Origin of the sequence: Pseudarthrobacter sp. NPDC092419 (genome assembly GCF_044755045.1) — a bacterium.
Classification (GTDB): Bacteria; Actinomycetota; Actinomycetes; order Actinomycetales; family Micrococcaceae; genus Arthrobacter.
In genome coordinates, this window is record NZ_JBIVQF010000006.1 from 1 (window position 1) to 15,424 (window position 15,424).

Consider the following 15,424-nt stretch of genomic DNA (forward strand, 5'->3'; position numbering starts at 1 on the left):
AGAACATCCGGACAAAGAAAAACACCCCGGTCCGAAGACCGGGGTGTAACCGATGACCCGACTCATCCGTGAAGGATGTCTCGACTCATCACATGCGTGCGCGAGGGGGGATTTGAACCCCCACGCCCTTTCGGACACTGGCACCTGAAGCCAGCGCGTCTGCCGTTCCGCCACTCGCGCGCAACTTCTTTCACTTGTTGGCGGGCCGGTTTCCCGTTCCGCGTCCCTGTAAAAGCAGCGAGATCAAGCATAACGGACACCTGCGGCAAAACACCAATCGGGCTCCGGAGCGGCCTTGACCGGCAGGTCAGCAGGGTGGAGGCGTGAACCTTTTGGCGGCGCCCGGCCGTTGCGGATTAAGGTCATTCACAGGCCCGCCCAGTAGTATCGGGTGTAGGAGTGCCTGCCATCGTGCTGGCTCCCCGCAGAGTCACGGGCTGCACCACGTGTGGAGTTCCACCGCCAAGAATGCCCCGCTGCCGGGGGGAAAGGAGAAGACCATGGGTCTGCTGGACAAAGTTGAACGCGGCATCGAAAAGGCAGTCCGGGGCGTCTTCTCCACCGGATCCAAAGCGCAGGTCGAGCCGGTGGAAATCGCCAGCCGACTCCGGAGGGAAGTGGACAACAAAGCGCTGACTGTTGCGGCCGGCAGGACCCTCGCGCCCAACGTCTTTGACGTACAACTGAGCGGGGAGGACTTCGCTCGTGCACAGGAGTGGGGCACGCCCCTGGCCGAGGAACTCTGCGACGTCGTTATCAACCACGTCCGGAGCCAGGGATACACGCTTCAGGGACCCGTCCGGATTTCGTTTCGCCGCCAGGAGGAGCTGCGCGCCGGCGACTTTGAAATCGTCTCCCGCACCGAGAAGGCCACGGGTGCTCCTGCCCCCGCGCGGCCCATGGTTCCCGCGGCGCCCAGCCGCCAGCCGGTGCGGCTCCAGCCCGTGCTGGACATCGACGGCCAGCGTTATTCGCTGAACGCGCCGTCGATCGTCCTGGGCCGGTCCTCCGAGGCCGACATCCTGATCGAAGACACCGGGGTATCGCGCCGCCACTTGGAAATCCGCACCGAGAACGGCGTGACGCACGCGGTGGACATGGGTTCCACCAACGGCAGCTATGTCAATGGCCAGCGGGTTTCCGGAAGCACCGAACTCACTGACGGCTCCACCATCACGATGGGACGGACAAAAATCATCTTCCGCCTGCTTCCCGCCAGTCCCGGGGGCCGCGCATGAGCGACCTCACCATCACGGCACTGCGGTTCGGTTTCCTGCTGCTGCTCTGGGTCCTCGTTTTCAGCATCGTTTCGGCCATGCGCCGGGACCTGATGGTGGGCCGTAAGGCAGCGTCGGGGGCGCCGACCGCGCGGCAGGTCCGCAAGCATCCGGAGCTCGCCGAAGCACCTCCCCAGCCCGTGAAGCAGCAGGCCCACCAGCTTGTGGTGGTGGAGGGCCCACTCAAGGGCACCACGATTCCCCTGGCGGCCAGCCCCATCCTCCTCGGCCGCGCCCAGGAAGCCACGCTGGTCCTTGAGGACGACTACGCATCCGGCCGCCACGCCAGGCTTTTCCCCCAGGGCAGCCGCTGGTTCATCGAGGACCTGGGCTCCACGAACGGAACCTACCTGGCAGACCAGCAGCTCACCCGCGCCCTCCCTGTGGAGCCCGGCGTTCCCGTGAGGATCGGCAAGACGGTCATTGAATTGAGGCCATAGCCGTGGCTGTCCCCGAGACCCCTGCCACCGGGCCAGCACCCGCGGGGCGGCCCCTCATCATGCGTTATGCGGCCCGCTCGGACGTGGGCCGCATCCGGTCCAAGAACGACGATTCCGCCTATGTGGGCCGCCACCTTGCCGTCGTGGCGGACGGAATGGGCGGCCACGCCGGCGGCGACGTCGCATCGGCCGCAACCGTCCTGGACATGATCCACATCGACCGCGCCGACTATGCAGGGGAGGCTTCCACCACCCTGGCCGACGAGATCCAGACCGCGAACTCGCTGCTGTCCGAGCTGGTCCACGTCAATCCGAAGCTTGCTGGCATGGGCACCACCGTCACCGCGCTGCTGCTTGCCGAGGGAAAGCTGCACTTCGCCCACATCGGCGACTCCCGCGCCTACCGGCTGCGCAACGGCGAGTTCGAGCAGATCAGCGTTGACCACACATTCGTCCAGCGTCTCATCGATGAGGGGCGGCTGCGCCCCGAAGAAGCCGAGTCCCATCCGCACAAGAACGTCCTCATGCGCGTCCTCGGCGATGTGGATGCGAGCCCCGAGCTGGACCTGGACACCCTTGACGTCGAACCTGGAGAACGCTGGCTGCTCTGCTCCGATGGGCTAAATTACGTTGCAGCACACGCGGTGGAGCGCACGGTCCGCGAGACCAAGGACCTGCGCGAATGCGTTGAGACATTGGTGGACCTGACCCTCGAGGCCGGCTCACCGGACAACGTCACCGTGGTGATGGTGGAGATTGTGGAGGAAACGCACGACGACGTCCGCACTGCCGCCGTCGACGTCGTGCCTTCCCAGCCGGACAGTGCAGCCGCGGCGGCTGCGGTGGCACAGGCGGCCGCCGGTGAGGGCAAACCCGCAGATGCAAAAGGCAGCCCGGCAACTGCATCAAGGGACAGCGCGCCAGAGACCGCCGCCGGCAAGAACAGCGCAGCTGACAAGACCGCGAAGGGAAGCAGTCCCACCGCCACCTCGGGCGATGTCGGTGCCACCGACCCGAACCTGGGCGAACACCTCTCAGCCGAAGTGCTGCGCGAGGAACTCGCCTCCCGGCCGCATGAGCTGGTGGGGGCGGCTGCGGCCGCTGCCGAATCTGGATCCATCCCCAGCATTGCCGGACGCACCGTCGCCCGCCGCGCGGCCACGGTGCTCACCCACAAGGCCGAGCCCAACGGCGAAGCTGACGAAGTCCTTGTGCCCGCCAAGCCCCGCCGCTGGGTCACGTGGTCGGTCGCCGCTGCGCTCCTGTTTGCCCTGACCGCTGGCCTGTGGCTGGGCTACGCGTGGACCCAAACCCGCTACTACATCGGCGAGTTTGATTCCCGCGTCGCCATCTTCAACGGTGTCTCCCAGCGCCTCGGTCCGTTTCCGCTGTCCACGCTGGAGGCAGTGACGGACATCCGGGTCGACTCTTTGCCCCCGTTCTCCCAGCAGAGGGTCCGGCAGACGGTGCCTGCCAGCGACCTGTATGACGCGCAACGGATCGTGAAGAACCTCGAGCTCACCGGCACCACGTCTCCGGAAGAAGGCTGCCCCACCCCGGCGGCTTCCCCAAGCGCTTCGGCCACCCCGACGGCCATTCCGACGACGAGTGCCACGAAGCCTGCTCCCCCGGCCACCGCGAAGCCCACTGCGGGGGCCACCGCGCCCGTGCCCTCCCCCAGCCCTGCCGTGACCTGTGAGGTGGGCCAGTGAGCCAGATCAGTACCGCCATCAAACCGCGCCGCAATGTGGAACTGGCCCTGCTGCTGCTGGCGCTGGCCGTCGGCATCGGCGCAAACATGCTGGTGGGTGTGGACCAGAAGAAGGCTTTCGACTCCGACTTCTGGTTCCAGTCGAGCCTCCTTGCTGTGGCAGCGATCGTCTTCCATGTTGCCCTGCGCCTCCGCGCAAAGTATGCCGACCCGGTAATGCTTCCCTTGGTCGTGGCCTTGAACGGCCTCGGACTCGCAATGATCCACCGTCTCGATGAGCCCGGCGGGGACACCGGGAACAACCAGCTGCGCTGGACCCTCATCGCCATGGCCGTCTCCATTGCCGTGGTCTGGTTCCTTAAGGATCACCGCATCCTGCGCCGGTTTACCTTCATTTCGCTGGCCGCTAGTGCCCTGCTGCTGATCCTTCCGCTGATCCCCGGCATCAGCGCCGGCGAAATCCTGGGCGCCCGGGTTTGGATCCGGCTGGGGCCCATGACCTTCCAGCCCGGTGAAGTCGCAAAGATCACCCTCGCTATATTCTTTGCCGGGTATCTTTCGTCCAACCGGGACCTCATCCTCCTTGCCGGACGCAAGATCGGTCCGCTGCAGTTCCCGCGCTTCAAGGACATGGGGCCCATGATCACCGCCTGGCTGGTCAGCATCGGGGTGCTGATCTTCCAGCGCGACCTGGGATCATCGGTCCTGTTCTTCGGCCTGTTCATCGTCATGATCTATGTGGCCACCAGCCGGATCAGCTGGGTTGTCATCGGTGTGGCCCTCATTTTGGGCGGCGGTTTCGTGGCGTCCCGGGTGTTCTCCCACGTTGGTCTGCGGATCGATGGCTGGCTGAACGCCTTCACCGAAGAGGTCTACGGCCGTTCGCCGGGCGGCAGCCACCAGATCGTCCAAGGGCTCTTCGGCATGGCCAACGGCGGCCTCGTAGGCACCGGTCTGGGCCAGGGCCGCCCCAACCTTGTCCCGTTCGCGAACAGCGACATGATTATTGCCTCCCTGGGCGAGGAGCTCGGCCTGATCGGCCTCTTTGCCGTGGTCCTGATGTACCTGCTCCTCTTCACGCGGGGCTTCCGGGCTGCGCTGGGGACCCGCGACGCCTTCGGGAAACTCCTGGCCTGCGGCCTGTCCTTTGCGGTTGCCCTGCAATGCTTCGTAGTGATCGGCGGCGTCACGCGCCTGATCCCGCTTACCGGCCTCACCACACCATTCCTCGCCGCCGGCGGTTCTTCGCTGCTCGCCAACTGGATCATCGTGGGACTGCTGCTGATGATTTCCAATACGGCCCGGGGTCCCGTGGACACCACCCCCCTGCCGCCGGCCAAGGGCGGCGAACCCCTGGGCATCGATACCCCCACCGAGACGGTGAAGAGCGCATGAACCAGGCCATCCGGAATTCGTGGGTCGCAGCGGTGGCCATGTTTGCCCTGCTGTTCGGGGCCATCAGCTACGTCCAGGTTGTGGGGGCGGACGAGCTCCAGGCCAACCCCTGGAACCAGCGCGCCATCCTGCAGAACTACTGCAACGACCGGGGTGCCATCGTGGTAGACGGAACGCCGGTGGCGGAATCCGTGGAGGGCTCAGAGTCCTGCAAATTCCAGCGCACCTATCCGGAGCCTGAACTCTATGCCGGCATCACGGGGTACTTCTCGCAGAACTTCGGCGCCACCGGGCTGGAGCGCACCATGGGCGAGCAGCTCGCCGGGAGTTCGGATCAGCTCTTCCTGGACCGGGTGGGCCAACTCTTCCTGGGAAACCAGCCCAAGGGCGCCTCCGTGGAACTGACCATTGACTCCGAGATCCAGAAGCTGGCGTACAGCCTCATTCCGGACGGACAGCGGGGATCCATCGTGGTTACCGATCCCAAGACGGGAAACATCCTGGCCCTGGTGTCCAAGCCGTCCTACGACCCCAATCTGGTAGCCACCCAGGATCCGGCAGCGGAAGCGGCCAACATGGCAGAACTGGTCAAGGTCCCGGGGATCAACCTGAACCAGAACGTCAGCGGCCCCACCGGCGCCCTGCTGGCCCCGGGCTCGGTCTTCAAGCTCGTGGACACGGCGGCCGCGCTGGAGTCCGGCAAGTACGACGCGGACAGCGAATTGCCCAACCCGGCGGAAATGTCGTTCCCCGGCATCGATTACAAGCTCCCCAACTACGCCGGCGGCAACTGCTACACCCGGAACAAGGCCAGCTTCGCTTTCGCCCTGCAGCAGTCCTGCAACACGCCCTTCGCCAGCATCGCCCAGGACTTGGGCCGCGACGCCATCGCAGAACAGGCCGCCAAGTTCGGCTTCGGCCAGGACCTCGGGGGCCAGCTGAAGCTCGGATATGCCCGCGGCAACGGGTTCCCTGAAGATCTGGACGGGCCCGGCCTGGCCCAGTCCGCTATTGGCCAGAAGGACGTCCGGGCCACGCCGCTGCAAGTTGCCCTCATGACGGCAGCCATCGCCAACGATGGGGTGCAGATGCAGCCAAACCTCGTCAAGGCACTCCGCGCCCCGGACCTGCGCATCATCGAAGAGCCCAAGCCCGAACAGCTGCGCACCTCCACCACCCCGGCAATCGCCAACCAGATCACCGAGTGGATGGCCAGCGCCGTCTCTGAAGGAATCGCCCGGGGCGCAGCAGTACCAGGCGTCCAGGTGGCAGGCAAGACCGGCACCGCCGAACTCGGCAACGGAACCAACAACTCATGGTTCACGGGGTTCGCACCCGCCAATGACCCGCAGGTGGTGGTCACCATCGTCATGGAGGGCGTGGACATCACCACCGGCGCACAGCTAACCAGTCCCAACGCGAAGAAAATTTTTGAGGCGGTGTTGAATAAGTGAGGCCTACAACCGGAATCACCCTCGGCGGAAGGTTCCAGCTGACCACGCGGATCGCGATCGGCGGCATGGGTGAAGTCTGGAAAGCCAAAGACCTCGTCCTGGGCCGAATCGTTGCGATCAAGGTGCTGAAGGAGGAGTACACGGGTGATCCCGGCTTCCTTCAGCGGTTCCGCGCCGAGGCCCGGCACACCGCCCTGCTGAACCACGTGGGCATCGCCAACGTCTTCGATTACGGCGAAGAAGAAGGCTCGGCCTACCTGGTCATGGAACTTGTCCCGGGACAGCCGCTGAGCAGCATCATCGAACACGAACAAGTCCTCTCACCGGACCGCACGCTGTCCATGATCGCGCAGACCGCCCGCGCCCTCTCGGTAGCCCACGAACAGGGCCTGGTGCACCGCGACATCAAGCCCGGCAACCTCCTCATCACACCAGACGGCCGCGTCAAGGTCACCGACTTCGGCATCGCCCGGCTGGCGGACCAGGTGCCGCTCACCCAGACGGGCCAGGTGATGGGAACCGCCCAATACCTGGCGCCGGAACAGGCCACAGGACAGACCGCCACCGGGTCATCGGACATCTATTCGCTTGGCGTTATCGGCTACGAATGCCTCACCGGGCACCGGCCGTTCTCCGGGGAGTCCCAGATCGCGATCGCACTGGCCCAGGTCAACGATGCCCCGCCGCCGCTGCCGGACACCCTGCCCGCACCGGTGCGCGCGCTGCTGATGTCCATGCTTGCCAAGGATCCTAAGAACCGGCCCGCAAACGCCATCAAGCTGGCCGAGGCCGCCGAGGCAATCCGTAACGGCGACATCGGAGCCGCCCGCGCCGCCGTCCCGGGCATGCTTCTCATCGACGCGGACACCGGGCCCATCACCGCACCCGTGGATACAGCAACTGCGCCCACCGGCGTCATTGGCGCGCACCGCGACTCTTCCCCCACGCCGACGTCGGCCCTTCCCGTCCTGGGTGCCGGTGCCGCCGGCGCCGCAGCAGGAGCAGCCGCCGCCTCAGCCGCGGACGGGCAGGGACCGCAGGGGGCCTTGGCCCGCGCCAACGCCCTCGCCGCAGAACGCCAATGGGACCAGGAAGACGACACCTACGACGACGAACCCGCCGACGAGCCGGAACGCAAGGGCCGCAGCCCCTGGACATGGCCGCTGATTGCCCTGATCGTCCTGCTGCTGTTCGCCCTCGTCGGGTTCTTCCTCAACCAGGCCGGCGTCCTGTTCCCGGCGAACAGTCCCACAGGTGCCGTCACCAGCAGCCCGGCCAGCAAGAGTGCCACGCCCACTCCCACGTCGGAGTCCCCGACGCCCACACCCACCGAGGACTCGCCGACGCCCACCGAAGAGCCTGATGAGACGGTCAATGTGATCCCCGCGGCCTACCTGGGCAAGGATTACAGGCAGGTGCAGGCCGAGCTGGCTGCCCTCGGGCTGCAGGTTACGGTGGTCCCCCAGGAGACCTCCGCCGCAGCGCCGGGCGAAGTGCTGGAACTCAACCCCACCGGGGAACTGCCCAAGGGGACGCCCATCACCATCATCTACGCCGTGGCCCCGCCGGAACCCGAGCCAGCCCCTACGCCCACGCCCGAACCCACCACGTCCTCCGTAGCCGTACCCACCGCCGGCTCCGCACTCCCCGCATGCGGGACCGGTGAAGAACCCGGGACGCCGCCTACCTGCGCCGCCCCGTAACCGCCGGACATGCCGTGAACGAAGCACCCCGAAGCCACAGCCCGCGCACGCCGCTCCACCGGGAGGACAGCCTCCCGGTGGACAACCAGCGTGTCCTGAACGGACGGTACGAACTGGGCGCCTTGATCGGCCGCGGTGGCATGGCGGATGTCTACAAGGGAACCGACACCCGGCTGGGGCGGACGGTGGCCATCAAGCTGCTCCGCCCCGACCTGGCACGGGATCCCCAGTTCCAGGCGAGGTTCAAGCGTGAAGCCCAGTCCGTGGCTGCCCTGAACCACTCTTCCATCGTGGCTATCTTCGATACCGGCGAACATACAATCCACGACGGTTCGGAGGACACAGTTCGGGTTCCCTACATCGTCATGGAATTCGTGGACGGAAAGACCATCCGCGATCTCATAAGGGCCAAAGACGTCAGCATTGCCCAGGCCATCGACTACTGCCTGGGCGTCCTCTCGGCGCTCGAATACAGCCACAAGGCCGGCATCGTGCACCGCGACATCAAGCCCGCCAACGTGATGCACTGCCCGCGGGACAACTCCATCAAGGTCATGGACTTCGGCATTGCCCGGGCCATGGCCGACTCTTCCGCCACGATGACCCAGACCCAGGCAGTGGTGGGCACTGCGCAGTATCTTTCGCCTGAGCAGGCGCGCGGGGAAACGGTGGACGCCCGGAGCGACCTCTATTCCGCGGCGTGCCTTCTCTATGAAATGCTCACCTGCCGGCCTCCCTTCGTGGGCGACAGCCCCGTGTCCGTGGCCTACCAGCACGTCCGCGAAATCCCCGAGCCGCCCAGCAGCCTGAACCCGGAGGTTACCCCCGCCCTGGACACGGTGCTCGCCAAAGCCCTGCAGAAGAACCGGGCAGACAGGTTCCAGGACGCCGCCGCCTTCCGCCGCGCCCTCCGCGCCGCGCGCGCCGGTATCCCCGTGCCGCCTGTACCCGCCTCCGAGGCCCAGACCGACCCGAACGACCACGTACCTGCCCCGGAAACGCCGCCCACTGAGGCGTTCGCCATGTCCGGCCCCGCATTCCTGGACGGGCCGCCCACCGGCCGACTGGCAGCCTCCCGGGACTACGTGGACGACGCCGGAACGTCAGTTTCCGGGCCACCCCCGGTAAGGCACGAAGCAGCGGAGGCCATGCCCCTGGGGCTCCCTCCGGAACGTGCGCGGACCGCACGGCAGGACTCCCGCCGTCGTACCTGGATCGCCACACTGGTGGTGTTCACCCTGCTGGTCCTGGCCGGAGGCGGCCTGTGGGTCTACAACATCGTCAACCGCCCGGAACCCGTGGTAGCCATGGTCAAGATTCCCGCGGTGGCCGCCATGACGGAGTCCGAGGCGCTGCAGGAACTGTATAACGCCGAACTGCGGCCAAGAATCGCCCGGACCCAAAGCGACACGGTAAGGAAGGGTGTGGCGATCGGCACCGATCCGGCCTCCGGAACGTCCCTGGAGCCGGGATCGGAGGTGGTTCTGAACATCTCCGAGGGCCCCAGCGCCGTGAAGATTCCGGCGAACCTGCCCGGCATGACCGAGGCGGCGGCCCGTGACCTGCTGCGCGAAGTGGGCCTGTCCGGTGCGCCGTCCACCACGACTGCCAACAGCGCCACTGTGCCTGCCGGCATCGTCATCACCACCAACCCTGCGCCCGGCCAGAGCGTCGGTGTGGGAACCACTGTGGAAATCGTGGTGTCCACCGGGAAGGTGGCCCTGCCGGAGCTTCGGGGCCGGACCAAGGCCGAGGCGGAAGCCGCCCTAAAAGAGCTCGGCCTCGTAGCCAAAGTCGTCGAGGCAGCAAACGCCCAAGTGGAACCTGGCCGGGTCACGGACCAGAGCGCTCCGGTGAATACGCTCGTTGAGCAGGGGAGCACGGTGACGATCATCGTAGCCAAGGCGCCCCCGCCGCCGTCACCGGCGCCAACATCCAGCCCGAGCCCTACGGCCAGCAAGAAGGGCTAAAGTATTCCTTTACTGGAATATTGGCTTCGTCTTAGCCTCAGTGCTGGATGAGCGGGCTAAGGGTGGCCGCTTTGGCTGCCGCGCCCTTCATGCCCAGGGACTCAAGCCAGTTGCCGAGCATCTGGTAACCGCCTTCGGTGAGCACCGATTCCGGGTGGAACTGGACACCGCACAGCGGCGCCGTCCGGTGCTGGAGGCCCATGACCACTCCGGAGGCCGTCTGCGCGGTAACCTCCAGGACGTCGGGAATGGATTCCCGGACGGCAGCCAGCGAGTGGTAGCGGGTAGCGGTGACGGGGGAGGGGAGGCCGGCGAAAACGCTGGTCCCGATGTGTTCCACCAGGGACGTCTTGCCATGCATGAGCTCGGGCGCATGGGTGACTTTGCCGCCGAAGGCCTCCGCCAGCGCCTGGTGTCCCAGGCACACACCGAACATCGGCACGCTGTTCTCGCCGCACCATCTGATCAGGTCGATGCAGACGCCCGCCTCCGCAGGGTTGCCAGGGCCCGGGGAGACCAACACGCCGTCGCGCGCGCCGGCAAGTTCGATGGCTTCGGCAAGGGTGACGTCGTCGTTGCGGACCACTGTGGTCTCCGCGCCGAGTTCCTGGAGGTAGCCCACCAGGGTGTAGACAAAGCTGTCGTAGTTATCCACTACGAGGATCTTGGTTGTGGTCATGGCTGGCTTATGGAACCAATCGTTGAGTCGGTGAGGGACGTGTATTCGGACATCCAGGGGAACAGGAACTGGACCATCAGGACTACGGCGGCCGCGACCAGCACCACGGAGGTGACGATGCGGACCCACAGTGGACCGGGCAGGTGGCGGAAAATCCAGGCGTACATGCTCAGCCCTTCCCGGTTGCCGCAGCCACCTGGGCGGCGATCTCAGGCGGAGGCCCGGCAGAGGCGGGTCGCCAACTCTCCAGGAGGGAATAGGCGATGATGCGTTCTTCGGCCCCAAACCGCGGGTTGCAGCTGGTCATGGTGAGGTATCTTTCCGTCGGCTTGACGCCCGGGGCCGTGGGCACGGGCTCCAGCACGTCGGTACGGTCCGGCATCACAATCTGGTTGTTGCGGAACACATAGACGTAGAAGCCGTCCCTCGTCTGGACGTAAATCTTGTCTCCGGGCACCAGCGTGTGGATATTGTCCAGGACCGCGCCGTGGGTCTGCCGGTGACCGGCTACGGCAAAGTTGCCCACGGCCCCGGGCATGGCGGTTGAGGGATAGTGCCCCAGCCCGAGGGTGTCCAGCACGTCTCCGGTGGTCCCCTCCACGATGGGCCGGGTGTACGAGCTGCCGAAACGGGGAATGTAGATGATGCCGATGGTTCCCGCATGCTGCGGGACTGCACCCACTACGGGCTCGCCGAACGCTTTGGCCGCTTGGGTATCAGAAGGTTTAGCCGGGCTCGGTGACGGCTGGACGGGTCCACCCAGTTCCTGCGCGAACTCCTTGATGACCCTGCTCTGCTTGGCGTCGGACTCCACGTTGGTCCACCACAGCTGCCACGCCACGAAGAGCAGCAGGATAATTCCGGCGGTCATCAGCAACTCGCCGATGATCTGGACGGCGCCGCGCAGAATAACGACGCCGGCCGCCGGCGCAGTGCGCAGCCTCGCCTTCTCCTGCAACACCACGCGTTCTCCTCAAGGGCGGTTCCATTGGGCGGGGCCGGCCCATGAACTGCGGCTAGAATTGGCTGCTAGTAAGAATCGAATGTGACCAACAAAGATTTGCTCAAGCTCACTCAGCCCGCTGGCCATTTCCTTCCTGCAGGATATCAAGCCCGGGACGCCGAGCTTGCCGCCGCCCGCAAGGAGACCCCGTGCCCGAGTCCAAGCCCCGCAAGAAGAGCACTGACAGCAGCACCCGCCCCGCTGCAGCACAGGCCTACAAGCCCAACCCGGTGTGGTTCAAGCCCGTCATGTTCGGCCTGATGCTTATTGGCCTCTTTTGGATCATCACGTTCTACATCAGCGAAGGCCAACTGCCGGTCCAGGCGTGGGGATCATGGAACATTGTGGCGGGCTTTGGCATCGCCATCGTGGGCTTCCTGATGACTACCCGCTGGCGCTCCTAGCCAACCCCTCGAACAGACCCGCTCATGGAAGCTGCAGGCGCCGGCGTGGTGGTGGGTCCTGACGGGCTGGCCCGCCCCGCCTGGGCTGCCACCGACCCGCTGATGCGGGAGTACTACGACACCGAGTGGGGCCTGCCCGTCACGGACGAACAGGGCCTTTATGAACGGATCTGCCTGGAGGGCTTCCAGGCAGGACTGTCTTGGGCCACTATCCTGCGGAAGCGTCCCGCGTTCCGCGCCGCTTTCGCGGAGTTCAGCCCGGACGCCGTGGCCAGGTTCACCGAGGCGGATGAGGCGCGCCTGATGGCAGACGCCGGAATCGTCCGCAACCGGCTGAAGGTCCGCGCCGCCATCACTAACGCCCGTGCAACCCTCGCCCTGCGGGCCGAGGGCGGGCTGGTGGACTTCGTCTGGCAGTTTCGCCCGGACGCGACTCCCCGGCCGCTGACCTTCGCAGACGTGCCCACACAGTCGGAGGAGTCTGTGGCGCTCTCCAAGGCGCTGCGCAAGAAGGGCTTCGCCTTCGTCGGGCCCACCACCATGTTCGCGCTGATGGAGGCCATCGGCATGGTGGACACCCATCTTGTCGACAGCCACCGCCGCGGATCCTCCGGGGTTTGGGCAGACGAGGTTGGGTCCGCTTCCCCCACCTTGGGCTCCAGCCGCTGAACTGGCGGCGGCCGGAGTGCCGCCCGCACTTTTCCCCAGTTGTTGGGAAAGTTATCCACAATGGGGATAACTTTCTCGATGAGGGGATTTAACGCCCTGCAACTGGCTTCGAGGCCAATCTTGCGCACCGAATACGGTTATTAACAGTGTGGAAAAGCACTGTGGATAGGCCGCTGGGAAGAGCCTAACGCTCGGCGCGCACCGGGTGATGGCTGGTGATCGAAACTCGGTTAAAGGCGTTCATGGTGATGGCGAGCCAGCTCACCACGCTGTACTCCTCCACAGTGAGGTGATCCCGAGCGTACGCTTCCTCGTGCTCCATTGAACGATGGTCCGGCAGGTCCGTTATCGCTTCCGCCAGCGCGAGGGCCGCACGCTCCCTCGCTGTGAACAGTGCCGTTTCCCGCCAAGCCGGCAGCACGGCCAGGCGCTGCGGTGTTTCCCCTGCCTTGACGGCATCCCTCATGTGGAGATCCAGGCAGAAGGCGCAGCCGTTGATCTGGGAGATCCGAACGTGCAGGAGCTCGATCATGCGCTGGTCCAGGCCCGCCTCATCGGCCGCCTCGCGGACCTTGAGTCCCAGGCCGTTCAGGGCCCGCCACAGGACCGGATGTTCCTTGTCGAGAAAGATGTGCTTGGTATTCGCGGCGGTCAAAGGTCCTCCCGACATCGTTGGGCGCGCATGCGTCAGCTGCTTCTCGAAGCTTATCCACTCCCCACACTTATGCACTTACCAACAGCACGATACCCACAAGTTATCCACAGTTGTGGAAAGATGTCCTCGCCGGATGGCCCCGCGCCCGCTGAGACGGCCCCGCTGCACGAAAGCTGTCCTATGAATTACATGACTGTGAGTTATTAACAGTGTGCAAAACCCTGTTGATAGGCGGCTCACACCGCCCTCCCCACGGCCTTGTTCAGGCTGGTGGACGGAGTTTGTGCACATCCGAGGCTCATGAGGGGGAGTTGTCCACTTACGCACAGGAGTATCCCCAAGAGTTATCCACAGTTGTGGACGGGCAGCCTGGCCCCTCGCCGACGGACGCCTTGTAACACGGAAAATCCGGAAGAGGCACCCTGAACTACAGGTGTGTAAGTTACCAACAGTGTGGATAAGGGCTGTGGAAAACATCTTTAACGCAAGAGATCCCACCGTCCGCCTCGAGGAGGCTTGGACCATGGGATCCTTCCGAGCGCTGTCCTGCTACAGCGAGATGCGCACCCAGCTGACGGCGATGAGCAGCAGCAGCACAGCGGCGAGGCCGGCCGCCTGCACCAGGCGCTGGCGCGGGCCCCGCGGGGCATAGGCCAGCACGGCAGCACAGAGTGCGCCGGTTATCAGGCCGCCCAGGTGCGCCTGCCAGGCGATCTGCGGAACCATGAAACCTATGACGCCGTTGATGGCGATAAGGATCCACAGCTGCCGGGTATCGCCGCCGCGGTGGCGTTGGACCAGAAGCATCGCTCCGAACAGGCCAAAGATGGCCCCCGAGGCACCGACCACCCCGACGGGCCCACCAGGGGGAAGAATCGGGGTTAAGGCGAGGTAACCGACCGAGCCGCCGATCGCGGAGATCAGGTAAACGGCCAGGAACCTGATGCGCCCCAGGAGGGGCTCCAGCGCCTGGCCGAAGATCCACAGCATGTACATGTTAAGCACCACGTGCAGAATGAAGCCTTGGGAGTGGAGGAACGCCGCCGTGAGCATGCGCCACGGCTCAAAGGCCCCGTATTCCGGGGTGGCGTATACCGAGGCGAACGCAAAGTTTCGGAATACCGCGTCGCCTGGGATGATCCACTGGAGTACGTACACCAAGGCGCACGCCGCGATGATCCCGAACGTCACCTTGGGCGAGCCGGTCGCAACGGCACCGCCGTAGATCGTCCGCACCTCCGGCGTCGTACGTTTTGTTTCGTTGACGCAGTCAACGCATTGGAATCCGACGGCGGCCGCCCGCTGGCATTCGGGGCAGGCAGGACGCCCGCACCGCTGGCAGCGCACGTAGGATGGCCGGTCCGGGTGCCGGGGGCACACCGGGACCTGCGCGGACGGCTCTGCCGCCGGAATCCCGTAACTCATGGCGCGGTATTACAGCTGTTCGATGTCGATGCTGTTGATGGTGACGTCCTCAACGGGGCGGTCACCCATACCGGTGCGGACACCCTCGATGGCGTCGACAACCTTCTTGGATTCTTCGTCGGCAACCTCACCGAAGATGCTGTGCTTGCCCTGCAGCCAGTCGGTGGGGATGGTCGTGATGAAGAACTGGGAACCGTTGGTGCCCTTGCCCATCTGGATGCCGGCGTTGGCCATGGCCAGCTTGTAGGGCTGATTGAAGCTCAATTCCGGGTGGATTTCGTCGTCGAAGCGGTAGCCCGGACCACCGGTGCCGCGGCCCAGGGGATCGCCGGCCTGGATCATAAAGTCCTTGATGATCCGGTGGAAGATGGTGCCGTTGTACAGCGGCGTCCCGGTCTTCTCCTCGCCCGTCTCCGGGTGGGTCCAGGCCTGCTCGCCCGTGGCCAGGCCAATGAAGTTCTTGACCGTCTTGGGGGCGTGGTTGCCGTAGAGGTTGACGACGATGTCGCCCATGCTCGTGTGGATGGTTGCTTTTGCGGTTGCGATGGCAGTCATGGGGTCTATTCTTTCACGCCGCTTCGCGGGGCAGGCGGCCGGGCGGACAGTTCCGCGCTCGGTGAAATATGCCCAAAATCAGCG

15 protein-coding genes and 1 tRNA gene are annotated in these 15,424 nt (G+C 65.3%); 9 read left to right on the plus strand and 7 right to left on the minus strand.

Annotated elements, in window-relative coordinates; genetic code table 11:
• Positions 1-97: 97 nt before the first annotated feature.
• Positions 98-180 (minus strand) — tRNA-Leu (locus tag ACIQC0_RS10745).
• 320 nt (positions 181-500) lie between these two features.
• On the opposite strand from ACIQC0_RS10745, the gene ACIQC0_RS10750 reads away from it, so the two are divergent.
• The 7 genes from ACIQC0_RS10750 (at position 501) to pknB (ending at position 9,950) form a co-directional block, all read left to right on the plus strand.
• On the plus strand, positions 501-1,238 hold the full coding sequence (locus ACIQC0_RS10750) for an FhaA domain-containing protein (protein ID WP_377216398.1): 738 nt from the start codon (positions 501-503) through the stop codon (positions 1,236-1,238).
• Positions 1,235-1,717, plus strand: a complete 483-nt coding sequence (locus ACIQC0_RS10755; RefSeq protein ID WP_377216397.1) for an FHA domain-containing protein — start codon at positions 1,235-1,237, stop codon at positions 1,715-1,717. The genes ACIQC0_RS10750 and ACIQC0_RS10755 overlap by 4 nt, the downstream gene beginning before the upstream one ends.
• Positions 1,718-1,719: 2 nt before the next feature.
• Positions 1,720-3,429: a protein phosphatase 2C domain-containing protein gene (locus ACIQC0_RS10760; RefSeq protein ID WP_377216396.1), complete on the plus strand. Its 1,710-nt coding sequence runs from the start codon at positions 1,720-1,722 to the stop codon at positions 3,427-3,429.
• Positions 3,426-4,823, plus strand: coding sequence for an FtsW/RodA/SpoVE family cell cycle protein (locus ACIQC0_RS10765; RefSeq protein WP_377216395.1), 1,398 nt, complete (start codon positions 3,426-3,428; stop codon positions 4,821-4,823). The genes ACIQC0_RS10760 and ACIQC0_RS10765 overlap by 4 nt, the downstream gene beginning before the upstream one ends.
• The gene (locus ACIQC0_RS10770; protein ID WP_377216394.1) at positions 4,820-6,277 is read left to right on the plus strand and encodes a peptidoglycan D,D-transpeptidase FtsI family protein; all 1,458 of its coding nucleotides are present in this window, start codon (positions 4,820-4,822) and stop codon (positions 6,275-6,277) included. The genes ACIQC0_RS10765 and ACIQC0_RS10770 overlap by 4 nt, the downstream gene beginning before the upstream one ends.
• On the plus strand, positions 6,274-7,980 hold the full coding sequence (locus ACIQC0_RS10775) for a protein kinase (RefSeq protein WP_400534849.1): 1,707 nt from the start codon (positions 6,274-6,276) through the stop codon (positions 7,978-7,980). Before ACIQC0_RS10770 ends, ACIQC0_RS10775 begins: the two co-directional genes overlap by 4 nt.
• Positions 7,981-8,057: 77 nt before the next feature.
• A complete protein-coding gene (gene pknB, locus ACIQC0_RS10780) occupies positions 8,058-9,950 on the plus strand; it encodes a Stk1 family PASTA domain-containing Ser/Thr kinase (protein WP_400535111.1) in 1,893 nt (630 codons plus the stop codon).
• Positions 9,951-9,987: 37 nt separating this feature from the next.
• Here pknB and ACIQC0_RS10785 read toward each other — a convergent pair whose 3' ends face one another.
• From ACIQC0_RS10785 to ACIQC0_RS10795, 3 genes are read right to left on the minus strand one after another with little or no spacing between them, the layout of a single operon-like run.
• Positions 9,988-10,629, minus strand: a complete 642-nt coding sequence (locus ACIQC0_RS10785) for an anthranilate synthase component II (RefSeq protein WP_377216392.1) — start codon at positions 10,627-10,629, stop codon at positions 9,988-9,990.
• The gene (locus tag ACIQC0_RS10790) at positions 10,626-10,796 is read right to left on the minus strand and encodes a hypothetical protein (RefSeq protein ID WP_377216391.1); all 171 of its coding nucleotides are present in this window, start codon (positions 10,794-10,796) and stop codon (positions 10,626-10,628) included. The genes ACIQC0_RS10785 and ACIQC0_RS10790 overlap by 4 nt, the downstream gene beginning before the upstream one ends.
• Before the next feature lie 2 nt (positions 10,797-10,798).
• Positions 10,799-11,593 carry a class E sortase gene (locus tag ACIQC0_RS10795; protein ID WP_400534852.1) on the minus strand — a complete coding sequence of 265 codons (795 nt, stop codon included), beginning with the start codon at positions 11,591-11,593 and terminating at the stop codon, positions 10,799-10,801.
• A 188-nt stretch (positions 11,594-11,781) separates the two neighbouring features.
• Between ACIQC0_RS10795 and ACIQC0_RS10800 the strand changes: the two genes are divergently transcribed.
• Together ACIQC0_RS10800 and ACIQC0_RS10805 are read left to right on the plus strand one after the other, a co-directional pair.
• Positions 11,782-12,036, plus strand: coding sequence for a cell division protein CrgA (locus ACIQC0_RS10800; protein WP_377216389.1), 255 nt, complete (start codon positions 11,782-11,784; stop codon positions 12,034-12,036).
• Positions 12,037-12,060: 24 nt separating this feature from the next.
• Positions 12,061-12,705 carry a DNA-3-methyladenine glycosylase I gene (locus ACIQC0_RS10805; protein ID WP_377216388.1) on the plus strand — a complete coding sequence of 215 codons (645 nt, stop codon included), beginning with the start codon at positions 12,061-12,063 and terminating at the stop codon, positions 12,703-12,705.
• 184 nt (positions 12,706-12,889) lie between these two features.
• Here ACIQC0_RS10805 and ACIQC0_RS10810 read toward each other — a convergent pair whose 3' ends face one another.
• The 3 genes from ACIQC0_RS10810 to ACIQC0_RS10820 form a co-directional block, all read right to left on the minus strand.
• Complete coding sequence (locus ACIQC0_RS10810) at positions 12,890-13,360, minus strand: carboxymuconolactone decarboxylase family protein (protein ID WP_400534855.1); 471 nt, start codon at positions 13,358-13,360, stop codon at positions 12,890-12,892.
• Positions 13,361-13,909: 549 nt separating this feature from the next.
• Positions 13,910-14,785, minus strand: a complete 876-nt coding sequence (locus ACIQC0_RS10815) for a rhomboid family intramembrane serine protease (RefSeq protein WP_400534857.1) — start codon at positions 14,783-14,785, stop codon at positions 13,910-13,912.
• Positions 14,786-14,794: 9 nt separating this feature from the next.
• Complete coding sequence (locus ACIQC0_RS10820; protein WP_400534859.1) at positions 14,795-15,340, minus strand: peptidylprolyl isomerase; 546 nt, start codon at positions 15,338-15,340, stop codon at positions 14,795-14,797.
• Positions 15,341-15,424: the final 84 nt, after the last annotated feature.

Coding starts and splice junctions, on each gene's coding strand:
- ACIQC0_RS10750 (WP_377216398.1), top strand. CDS start 501: ATGGGTCTGCTGGACAAAGTTGAACGCGGCATCGAAAAGGCAGTCCGG.
- ACIQC0_RS10755 (WP_377216397.1), top strand. CDS start 1,235: ATGAGCGACCTCACCATCACGGCACTGCGGTTCGGTTTCCTGCTGCTG.
- ACIQC0_RS10770 (WP_377216394.1), top strand. CDS start 4,820: ATGAACCAGGCCATCCGGAATTCGTGGGTCGCAGCGGTGGCCATGTTT.
- ACIQC0_RS10785 (WP_377216392.1), bottom strand. CDS start 10,629: ATGACCACAACCAAGATCCTCGTAGTGGATAACTACGACAGCTTTGTC.
- ACIQC0_RS10790 (WP_377216391.1), bottom strand. CDS start 10,796: ATGTACGCCTGGATTTTCCGCCACCTGCCCGGTCCACTGTGGGTCCGC.
- ACIQC0_RS10805 (WP_377216388.1), top strand. CDS start 12,061: ATGGAAGCTGCAGGCGCCGGCGTGGTGGTGGGTCCTGACGGGCTGGCC.
- ACIQC0_RS10815 (WP_400534857.1), bottom strand. CDS start 14,785: ATGAGTTACGGGATTCCGGCGGCAGAGCCGTCCGCGCAGGTCCCGGTG.
- ACIQC0_RS10820 (WP_400534859.1), bottom strand. CDS start 15,340: ATGACTGCCATCGCAACCGCAAAAGCAACCATCCACACGAGCATGGGC.